2 protein-coding genes and 3 pseudogenes are annotated in these 3,015 nt (G+C 66.8%); 2 read left to right on the plus strand and 3 right to left on the minus strand.

All coding sequences use genetic code 11. The annotated features are described in order from the left end of the window. A pseudogene (locus tag BBK14_RS10400) lies at positions 1–426 on the minus strand (integrase); the annotation flags it as partial. A 105-nt stretch (positions 427–531) separates the two neighbouring features. On the opposite strand from BBK14_RS10400, the pseudogene BBK14_RS10405 reads away from it, so the two are divergent. Both BBK14_RS10405 and BBK14_RS10410 read left to right on the plus strand, forming a co-directional pair. Then, positions 532–1,005, plus strand: a pseudogene (locus tag BBK14_RS10405) (transposase); the annotation flags it as partial. 31 nt (positions 1,006–1,036) lie between these two features. Continuing rightward, positions 1,037–1,261: pseudogene (locus BBK14_RS10410) on the plus strand (integrase core domain-containing protein); the annotation flags it as partial. 441 nt (positions 1,262–1,702) lie between these two features. Here the strand turns inward: BBK14_RS10410 and BBK14_RS10415 are convergent. Together BBK14_RS10415 and BBK14_RS38150 are read right to left on the minus strand one after the other, a co-directional pair. Then, the gene (locus BBK14_RS10415) at positions 1,703–2,680 is read right to left on the minus strand and encodes an MHYT domain-containing protein (protein ID WP_071061415.1); all 978 of its coding nucleotides are present in this window, start codon (positions 2,678–2,680) and stop codon (positions 1,703–1,705) included. A 115-nt stretch (positions 2,681–2,795) separates the two neighbouring features. Next, positions 2,796–2,957 carry a hypothetical protein gene (locus BBK14_RS38150; protein WP_157904236.1) on the minus strand — a complete coding sequence of 54 codons (162 nt, stop codon included), beginning with the start codon at positions 2,955–2,957 and terminating at the stop codon, positions 2,796–2,798. Positions 2,958–3,015 lie beyond the last annotated feature (58 nt).

Here is a 3,015-nt window from a genome sequence, read left to right on the forward strand (position 1 = left end):
GACCCCGATCGGGTAGCCCAGTCCGACGAGCTCGCCGTGGATCCTGCGGTGGCCCCAGGTTGGGTTCTCCTGCACGAGGCGCAGGACCAGCTCGCGGATCTCCCGGCGGACCGGTGGCCGTCCGGGCGACGTCCGCGGGTAGGTCCATTTTCGTGCGAGGAGGTCACGGTGCCAGCGCAACACGGTGGCCGGGGTGACGAAGAAGACGTCCCAGCGGGCTCGGGGTAGCAGCCGGGACAGGGCTGCGAGGTTTACCCGATCCGCCGGTTCCAGTGCCGGACGGTTCACCTGCCGTCGTGACACTGCCACCTGGTGTCGCAGGACGAGGAGTTCGACGTCCTTTGTCGTGTCCCCACGGACTCGGAGCAGCATCAGTCCGAGAGCGTTGCGTGTCAGGGCGTAGAGCAGCGACCACACCATGACCATCCAGCCTGCCTGACGCAGGCCCCATCCGGCAGGCAAATACGCAGGTCACCGCCCAAATCGGGGTTCTGGAGCCCCACAGGCCGAGTTCTGGCACCCCACAGGGCCCACAAGACCGCGAACGTGCTGTCCGCGCTGCCGAAGTCGGCGCATCCCAGCGCGAAGAAGCACCTCGCGGAGATCTACAACGCTGAGGACAAGACCCACGCGACCGCCGCGGCGAAGGCGTTCACCGCGGCCTACGGGGCGAAGTTCCCCAAGGCCGTCGCGAAGGTCATCGACGACCTGGACGTGCTGCTGGCGTTCTACGACTATCCGGCCGAGCACTGGGTGCACCTGCGGACCACGAACCCGATCGAGTCGACGTTCGCGACCGTGCGTCACCGCACCCGCGTCACCAAAGGCCCCGGATCACGGGCCGCCGGGCTGGCGATGGCGTTCAAGCTCATCGACGCCGCCCAGGCCCGCTGGCGGGCGGTCAACGCACCCCACCTCGTCGCCCTCGTCCGCGCCGGCGCCGTCTTCGAAGCCGGTCAGCTCGTCGAACGACCCACCACCACACCCATCACCCAAGCCGCCTAACGATCACCATCCACAGGTCTTGACAATTCCTCCCGTCCGGACCGAGGTTACCGACCGGATGCTGATCGTCGGTGAAAGGCACCTGCGTACCGTCCTGGTCGAGTACGCGGCCCACTACAACGGACGACGACCCCACCGTGGCCGCGACCTTCAACCACCATGGCCCGACCGTCCCGTCGCAGACCTGAGCCAGGAACGGATCAAGCGCCAGCCTGTCCTCGGCAGCTTGATCAACGAATATGAACGAGCCGCCTAAAACCCCAGGTCAAGGTCGGTGGCCGAGTTCTGGCACCCCACAGGATCGGCCGGGACGTCCGCGGGAGCAGCCGGGCCAGGATGGCGCGGTCGGCCCAGCAGAACCGGGGCCGGGGCACCTGGCGGCGTAGCACGGCGAGTTCGTGGCGGAGCACGAGGATCTCGGCGTCCTTCGCCGATCGAGCTGCGGGCCACCAGCCCTAGCCAGTCCACCAGCCGACAGAAGGCGAGGTAGATCAGCCGAACCGCCATGGCCAGGATCATTCACCCGGTGGTGTCGCGGTCAACAGCATCTGATGGCCGGCAGAGCACGGCTGGACGACGAACAAGGGTACAGGTATCCGATCGCCTTCGGGGGAAGTCCTATCGATCATCGGGTGAGACAGAAGCCCTGCTCAGGGCTCACGGACGAGTTTCGGGCACCCACGCGGTCCCGTGGGTGCTATCTGCGCATCACCGGTGGTGTCGCCGGCTGCTGCCGGGGGAGCGTGCGCAGTGGCAGGGTGCTTTCGCGCCGGTCTCGGGCGGCGATGTCGGTCTCACCGAGGTGATCCGCCGGGTCGCGGGCGGCCGTCGCGGCGGGGGCGTCCGGGACGGGGCCACCCCTCGGAGACGGGACGAAGATCCTGTCTTGCCAGATTCTGTGGACGTGGAACTCGGGGCTGGTGACACCGCCGAGCGCGGTGACGATGATGAATATCAGCACGATGGTCGACCCGAACGTGGTGAGAATGCCCAGCGTGAACGGGTCGCATCCGACCTGTGGGTACAGGCTCGGATCGGGCGTGACACGGGTTGCCGCCATCGCGGTGTAGTGCATCCCGCATACCGCGCCAGCCATGACCGCGGATGCGCTGAGGACCCGGATGATGCCGCCAACGTGGAACGCGATCCAGAAGGCGACGGTGGCGGCCACTGTGGCGATGACGACAGAGATCAACACCAAGCTGGGGTTGTAGTCGATCGCCCCGGCGGTCCGCATCGCCGCCATCCCGGTGTAGTGCATCGCCGCGATACCCAGCCCTGCGAAGATGCCGCCGCGAACGAGCCTTTCGGTGTTGAACGGGTCTGCGGCCACCACCCAGATTCCCACCCCGGAGACGGCGACGGCGATGACGAGCGACAGCAGGGTGATCCGGAGGTCGAAGCTGACGGGGACCTCGATGTGATAGGCGACCATCCCGACGAAATGCATCGACCAGATCCCGCCGCCGCCCAGCGCCAGGGCCGTCACCGCCGCCCAGCCAAGCCGCTTGGCCCCGTGGTGCTCCCGGATCCGGGTCGCGCTGGCCAGGGCCGCAAAGGAGCCGAGCGCCGCTAAGCCGTAGGAGAGTCCGACGAAATACAGGTCGTAGGACGCATCCAGGTGGGTGTGGGCGGCCGTGAGGCTTACCACGGTCGGATTTGCTGCGGTACCCATGTCATTCACCGCTGCTCCCCGTTTTGCGGCTTCTCTGTCGCAGAGATTCCTATCGCTTCCCTGCGGTGGAATCCCGGCTCCGACGAGGCAGACCACCCCTGGGCAACACGAAGGATCACAAGAGGGCCACGAGGCGCCCGGGCGGCACGCTGGTGCCGTCACCGACCTCGTGTCGTAACACCAACAGTTCCAAGTCCTTGGACGCTGATGAACGGCCGAGCAGGACAAGCCGGTTACGTACCCGTACGAAGATCAGATGCAGCAGACGTGCGGACACAGCCGACCATCATGCCGTCGATGCCATACCTTCGCGTCACGCCCGGTCACAGACTCAG

Source organism: Parafrankia soli, assembly GCF_001854695.1.
Taxonomy (GTDB): Bacteria; Actinomycetota; Actinomycetes; order Frankiales; family Frankiaceae; genus Parafrankia; species Parafrankia soli.